The organism is Streptomyces sp. NPDC059851, assembly GCF_042732005.1.
GTDB lineage: Bacteria > Actinomycetota > Actinomycetes > Streptomycetales > Streptomycetaceae > Streptomyces.
This window is the reverse complement of record NZ_JBHWJJ010000050.1, coordinates 40,023-46,798: the sequence shown is the minus strand read 5'-3', so window position 1 is coordinate 46,798 and position 6,776 is coordinate 40,023. Positions and strand designations below refer to the sequence as shown.

The following is a 6,776-nucleotide window of genomic DNA, read 5'->3' as shown; positions in this document are numbered from 1 at the left end:
ACCCTGTGGGAGAGTAGGACGCCGCCGAACAATCATTGCGGGAAGCCCCGCACCAGCCCCTTCTGGGGGTTCGGTGCGGGGCTTTTCTGCGTTCAAAGAGGACACGCCTTCCTGCTAGGGTCGAGTGGCATCGTTCGTACGTTCAACAGTGGAGGCCCCCGGGTGGAGGTCCAGGAGACTCGGGTTCAGACGGACCGAATTTTCACCATTCCGAACATCCTGAGCATGGCCCGGCTCGCCGGGGTGCCCCTGTTCCTCTGGCTGATCCTGGCGGAGCACGACGGATGGGCGCTCGCCGTCCTCATGCTCAGCGGGGTCAGCGACTACCTGGACGGCAAGCTGGCACGGCGCTGGAACCAGATCAGCAGCCTCGGACGGCTGCTGGACCCCGCCGCCGACCGGCTGTACATCCTCTCCACGCTCTTCGGCCTGACCTATCGAGACATTCTCCCCCTGTGGCTCACCGGGGCACTGCTGGCGCGCGACCTGATGCTGCTCGTGATGGTATGGATCCTGCGTCGCCACGGCTATCCGCCCCCGCAGGTCAACTTCCTCGGCAAGGCCGCCACCTTCAACCTGATGTACGCCTTCCCGCTGCTGTTGCTCAGTGACGGTACGGGTTGGTTGGCCTGGATGGGGGCAGTTTTCGGATGGGCGTTCGCCGGATGGGGTACAACGCTCTACTGGTGGGCAGGAATCCTTTACGTGGTGCAGGTCCGCCGTCTCGTGAAGGCGGACACCGCGGCCGATTGAGCTCGCTCGGTGCCGGTCCGACACGGAAGAATTGCGGAGTCACCGTCCCGGACGAGTGCGGTCGGCTGGAACGTCGTCTCCCAAGGAGGACTCTTCCGACATGAAGGCCGTCGTGATGGCCGGCGGCGAAGGCACTCGTCTTCGCCCCATGACCTCGAGCATGCCCAAGCCGCTCCTGCCGGTGGCCAACCGGCCGATCATGGAGCACGTGCTGAGGCTACTCAAGCGGCATGGGCTCAGCGAAACCGTGGTCACCGTGCAATTCTTGGCATCTCTCGTCAAGAACTATTTCGGCGACGGCGAAGAGCTCGGAATGGAGCTCACCTATGCCAATGAGGAGAAGCCACTCGGCACTGCCGGCAGCGTGAAGAACGCCGAGGAGGCCCTGAAGGACGACGCGTTCCTCGTCATCTCCGGCGATGCGCTCACCGACTTCGACCTCACCGATCTCATCCGCTTCCACAAGCAGAAGGGCGCACTCGTCACGGTGTGCCTCACCCGGGTGCCCAATCCACTGGAATTCGGCATCACCATCGTGGACGAGGAAGGAAAGGTCGAGCGCTTCCTGGAGAAGCCGACCTGGGGCCAGGTGTTCTCCGACACGGTGAACACCGGCATCTACGTCATGGAGCCCGAGGTCTTCAACTACGTGGAGCCGGACGTCCCGGTGGACTGGTCCGGAGACGTCTTCCCGCAGCTGATGAAGGAAGGCCGGCCGATCTTCGGTTACGTCGCCGAGGGCTACTGGGAGGACGTCGGCACGCACGAGAGCTACGTCAAGGCCCAGGCCGACGTACTCGAGGGCAAGGTCCAGATCGACATGGACGGCTTCGAGATCTCGCCCGGCGTGTGGATCGCCGAAGGCGCCGAGGTGAGCCCCGACGCGGTGCTGCGCGGACCGCTGTACATCGGGGACTACGCCAAGGTCGAGGCCGGCGTCGAGATCCGCGAACACACGGTCGTCGGATCCAACGTCGTCGTCAAGAGTGGAGCCTTCCTACACAAGGCCGTCGTCCACGACAACGTGTACATCGGCCCCCACAGCAACCTCCGCGGCTGCGTCATCGGCAAGAACACCGACATCATGCGGGCGGCCCGGATCGAGGACGGTGCCGTCATCGGTGACGAGTGCCTCGTCGGTGAGGAGTCGATCGTCCAGGGGAACGTGCGCGTCTACCCCTTCAAGACGATCGAGGCCGGCGCCTTCGTCAACACGTCGGTCATCTGGGAGTCCCGCGGCCAGGCACACCTGTTCGGGGCCCGCGGCGTCACCGGCATCCTGAACGTGGAGATCACGCCCGAGCTGGTGGTACGGCTGGCCGGCGCGTACGCGACCATGCTCAAGAAGGGCGCCATCGTCACCACCGCCCGCGACCACTCCCGCGGCGCCCGCGCACTCAAACGCGCGGTCATCTCGGCGCTCCAGGCCAGCGCGATCGACGTACGGGACCTGGAGAACGTGCCGCTGCCCGTCGCGAGACAGCAGACCGCACGGGGCAGCGCCGGCGGGATCATGCTGCGCACCTCTCCCGGTGTCCCGGACTCCGTGGACATCATGTTCCTCGACGAGCGCGGGGCCGACCTCTCGCAGGCGCAGCAGCGCAAGCTCGACCGCGTCTTCGCACGCCAGGAGTACCGGCGCGCGTTCCCCGGCGAAATCGGCGACCTCCAGTTCCCGTCCAGCATCTTCGACTCCTACACAGGTTCGCTGCTGCGGCGCGTCGACACCACCGGCATCGCCGACTCCGGGCTGAAGGTGGTCGTGGACGCCTCCAACGGCAGTGCCGGCCTCGTCCTGCCCAGCCTCCTCGGCCGGCTCGAGGTGGACGCCCTGACGATCAATCCGGGGCTCGACGAGACCCGGCCGACGGAGACCGCGGAGTCCCGGCGGGCCGGGCTGGTCCGGCTCGGCGAGATCGTGGCCTCGGCCCGGGCCGCGTTCGGGGTGCGGTTCGACCCCGTGGGGGAGCGGATCTCGCTCGTCGACGAGCGCGGCCGGATCATCGAGGACGACCGGGCGCTGCTGGTGCTCCTCGACCTCGTCGCCGCCGAGAAACGCAGCGGGAAGGTGGCGCTGCCCGTCACCACGACCCGTATCGCCGAGCAGGTGGCGGCGTACCACGGGACCCAGGTCGAGTGGACTACGACCTCGCCCGACGACCTCACCCGGGTGGGCCGCGCCGAGAACACGATCTTCGGCGGGGACGGGCGGGGCGGATACATCGTCCCTGAGTTCAGCAGCGTCTTCGACGGGTCGGCGGCCTTCGTGCAGCTCCTCGGACTGGTGGCGCGGACGCAGCTCACGCTGAGCCAGATCGATGCGCGGATACCACGTGCGCACGTACTCAAGCGGGACGTCCCCACCCCGTGGGCGGTCAAGGGGCTCGTGATGCGGCGGGTCGTGGAGGCCGCCGGCGACCGGCAGGTGGACACCACCGACGGGGTACGGGTGGTGGAGGCCGACGGACGGTGGGCGCTGGTCCTGCCGGACCCGGCGGAGGCGGTCACGCACCTGTGGGCCGAGGGCCCCGACGACGCCTCCGCGCAGGCCCTGCTGGAGGAGTGGGCCGGCGTGGTGGACGGCGCCGGGCACTGACCCTGGTGCGGGCAGGACCGTGGTGGACCGGGCACGGGACGTCGTGCCCGGTCCACCGTTCGGGCGCATTGGATGCGGGCGGCGCCGACGTGCGACGATGAGCGGCATGTCGCAGCCGCCCCACAACCGGAGTCAGGCGCCGAAGCCGTCGGCGCGCCCGGACGCGTCCATGTCGCTGCTGACGCACGTGATGGACCACAGTCTCGACGAGGGCTATGCGGAAGCGTCGGCCCGGCGCGAAGCCGAGGGCACGGCGGGACTCCCGCGGACCCTGAAGTCCAAACTGGCGCTGGCCGCCGGACTCGTCCTGGCCGCCATGGTCGTCACGCTCGGCGCTGCCCAGACGCAGGTCTCCGCTCCGGTGCTCGCCAAGGAGCGCCAGGAACTGATCGGCCGGGTACAGGTGGCCGACGAGCGTGCGGACGGCCTGGAGCAGGACATCGAGCGGCTCCGGGCGGACGTCGCGCGCCGCCAACGCCAGGCGCTCAAGCAGCACGGCGGCGGGGACCAGGGCCAGCTGGCGACGCTGCTGTCCGGTGCCTCCGAGGTCCGCGGGCCGGGGCTCAAGCTGGTCGTGGACGACGCGAAGGGCTCCTCCGCGGCCGGCGGCGGCAAGCCGCGGGAGAACACGGGGTTCTCCGACACCGGGCGGCTCAGGGACCGGGACCTGCAGCGGATCGTCAACGGTCTCTGGCAGGCCGGGGCCGAGGCGATCTCCATCAACGGGCAGCGGCTGACCGCACTGTCCGCGATCAGGGCCGCGGGCGACGCGATACTGGTCGACAACAGGCCGCTGGTACCGCCGTACGAGGTGCTGGCAGTGGGGGACAAGAAGCGGCTCGGCACCCTGTTCCAGGACTCCGTGGACGGCCAGTACCTGCACGTGCTCCAGGAGAGCTACGGGATCCGGTACTCCCTGTCCCCCGCGGACGAAGTGCGGCTGCCCGCCGCGTCCAGCCTGACCGTACGAACGGCGACAGCCACAGCAGAAGAGCCGAAGAAGGGTGCATCGTGATCGCGGTACTGGGCCTCGTGGCCGGAGTGGTGGTCGGACTTCTGGTCCGGCCCGAAGTGCCGGCCGTCGTCGAGCCTTATCTGCCGATCGCCGTGGTGGCGGCGTTGGACGCGGTGTTCGGCGGTCTGCGCGCGATGCTGGACGGCATCTTCGTGGACAAGGTCTTCGTGGTGTCGTTCCTGTCGAACGTGGTCGTGGCCGCGCTGATCGTCTTCCTCGGCGACAAGCTGGGCGTCGGCTCCCAGTTGTCCACGGGCGTCGTGGTCGTCCTCGGCATCCGCATCTTCTCCAACGCCGCGGCCATCCGTCGGCACGTGTTCCGGGCGTGAGGCCGATGAGTACGAACGACACCCCGCCCGAGGAGCCGAAGGTCCCGGAGCAGCCCCCGCGGGAGACCCGGCCCGAGCCGCAGCCCGGGGAGCAGCCCGGGCCCCGGCCCTCCGAGCCCCGGTCCGGGGAGCCGGCGGCCGAGCCCGCCCAGCCCGCCGGGCGCGTCGGACCTGCCGAACCCGCCGGGCCTGCCGGGCCTGGCGGGCCCGCCGAGCCTGCCGGACCCGCCGAGCCTGCCGGATCCGCCGGGCCCGCCGGGCCCGCCGAGCCCGAGATGACCGGGCGGCAGCGGCTCGCGGCCGGGCTGTGGCCGCTGCGGGCGAGCCGGGCCCAACTGATCGTGGCGGTCCTGCTGTTCGTGCTGGGACTGGGCCTGGCCATCCAAGTGCGGTCGAACAGCGACTCCAGTGCGCTGCGCGGGGCCCGCCAGGAGGACCTCGTCCGGATCCTCGACGAGCTGGACAGCCGGACCAAGCGCCTGGAGGACGAGAAGCAGCAGCTGGAGGACCAGCGCAGGGAGTTGGAGAGCAGCTCCAACCAGGCCGAGGAGGCGCGCCGGCAGACCGTCGAAAAGGAGCGCCAACTCGGGATCCTGGCCGGTACGGTGGCGGCGCAGGGGCCGGGCATCACCATGAAGATCACGGATCCTAAGGGTCAGGTCGAGTCCGACCAGCTGCTGGACGCGCTCCAGGAGCTCCGGGCCGCCGGAGCGGAGGCGATCCAGATCAACGGGATGCGCGTGGTGGCGGGCTCGTACTTCTCGGATGAGGGGGGCCAGATCGCAATCGATGGTAAGAAGATCGCACAGCCCTACGAGTTCAAGGTGATCGGCAAACCCCAGGACCTGGAGCCGGCGCTGAACATCCCGGGCGGTGTGGTGCAGACACTGGAGAAGGAACAGGCCACTGTGGGCGTCACACGGTCGGCGAAGATCGTTGTGGACGCCTTGCGGGCTGCGAAGCAGCCTGACTACGCTCGGTCGTCATCGTCGTGATGCGGGACGGAGAGCGGAGGGTCCTGCGCGGGCTGGTGCCTGCGGGGGGTCGGCGCACCGAAGTCGTGGTGCGTGGTGGAAACTGTCTGGTGGTTACGGACGTTGTGAGGATGTCCGGGTCGGCAGGTGTGTGCATTCGGAGTTCGTCCTGCCCCACGGGCGGGTCTGTTTCGTTCAAGGGGAATCGCCCGTGAAGTTGTTTGAGAAGTTGTTCGGTAAGAAGAACCGCGAGGAAGACGGCGCGGCAGAGCACCGTGCGGGGCACGGGGAGACGCAGGGTCAGGGGGACCGGCCGCTCTTCCGTGACGAGGTCGCGGGTGCGGGTGGTGTTCCGGGCGCGCCGGGCGCGTCGGCTGTTGACCCTGCCGGTACCGGACGCATAGGTTTCGGTGAATCATCAACCTCGAGTACGGGTGGCGGGTTTGCTCCCGACCCGTATGCCACCGACGCCTCCGCGGGGTACCCGCGGCACGAGGAGCCGTCCATGTCGGCCGAGCAGGTTTGCAGCAGGTGCGGGCAGCGCAGCGATGCGGCCAGCCGGTTCTGCTCCAACTGCGGGGCGCCGCTGCGGGCGGGTCTGACGCCGGAGCGTGCCTCGGAGACCACGTCCACCATCTCGATCTCGGGCCTGGAGGCCTACGAGGCCGAGGTGTCGGGACAACAGCACGTGTCGTCGGCGCTGTCCCCCGAGGCCCAGGCCGCGGTGGAGGCACTGCCTCCGGGCTCCGCCCTGCTGATCGTGCGGCGCGGCCCCAACTCCGGCAGCCGCTTCCTGCTGGACGGCGAGCTGACCACGGCGGGCCGGCACCCGCAGAGCGACATCTTCCTGGACGACGTCACCGTCTCCCGGCGGCACGTCGAGTTCCGCAGGAGCCAGGACGGCGGCTTCACCGTCGCCGATGTCGGCAGCCTGAACGGCACGTACGTCAACCGTGAGCCGATCGACTCGGTCCCGCTGCACAACGGCGACGAGGTTCAGATCGGCAAGTACCGGCTCGTCTTCTACGCGAGCCTGCGGGGCGTCTGACCCTTCCCGGACTCCGTCCGGGGGGAACCCCAAGGAGGTCCTGTGCTGCGTACTCCGACTG

At 69.1% G+C, this 6,776-nt stretch carries 6 protein-coding genes; all 6 read left to right on the top strand.

Annotation, left to right across the window (positions count from 1 at the left end; translation table 11 throughout):
* Positions 1–162 precede the first annotated feature (162 nt).
* Complete coding sequence (locus ACFV7Q_RS19265) at positions 163–753, top strand: CDP-alcohol phosphatidyltransferase family protein (RefSeq protein WP_385429838.1); 591 nt, start codon at positions 163–165, stop codon at positions 751–753.
* A 100-nt stretch (positions 754–853) separates the two neighbouring features.
* On the top strand, positions 854–3,349 hold the full coding sequence (locus ACFV7Q_RS19260) for a sugar phosphate nucleotidyltransferase (RefSeq protein ID WP_385429836.1): 2,496 nt from the start codon (positions 854–856) through the stop codon (positions 3,347–3,349).
* Between the two features lie 97 nt (positions 3,350–3,446).
* Positions 3,447–4,364 carry a DUF881 domain-containing protein gene (locus tag ACFV7Q_RS19255; RefSeq protein ID WP_385429835.1) on the top strand — a complete coding sequence of 306 codons (918 nt, stop codon included), beginning with the start codon at positions 3,447–3,449 and terminating at the stop codon, positions 4,362–4,364.
* Positions 4,361–4,693, top strand: coding sequence for a small basic family protein (locus tag ACFV7Q_RS19250; protein WP_030158423.1), 333 nt, complete (start codon positions 4,361–4,363; stop codon positions 4,691–4,693). The genes ACFV7Q_RS19255 and ACFV7Q_RS19250 overlap by 4 nt, the downstream gene beginning before the upstream one ends.
* Positions 4,694–4,698: 5 nt before the next feature.
* A complete protein-coding gene (locus tag ACFV7Q_RS19245) occupies positions 4,699–5,688 on the top strand; it encodes a DUF881 domain-containing protein (protein WP_385429833.1) in 990 nt (329 codons plus the stop codon).
* Between the two features lie 82 nt (positions 5,689–5,770).
* Positions 5,771–6,715, top strand: a complete 945-nt coding sequence (locus ACFV7Q_RS19240) for an FHA domain-containing protein (RefSeq protein ID WP_385429850.1) — start codon at positions 5,771–5,773, stop codon at positions 6,713–6,715.
* Positions 6,716–6,776 lie beyond the last annotated feature (61 nt).

Excerpts from the sequence above, each read along its gene's own strand:
- ACFV7Q_RS19260 (WP_385429836.1), top strand. The coding sequence starts at position 854 with ATGAAGGCCGTCGTGATGGCCGGCGGCGAAGGCACTCGTCTTCGCCCC.
- ACFV7Q_RS19255 (WP_385429835.1), top strand. The coding sequence starts at position 3,447 with ATGAGCGGCATGTCGCAGCCGCCCCACAACCGGAGTCAGGCGCCGAAG.
- ACFV7Q_RS19245 (WP_385429833.1), top strand. The coding sequence starts at position 4,699 with ATGAGTACGAACGACACCCCGCCCGAGGAGCCGAAGGTCCCGGAGCAG.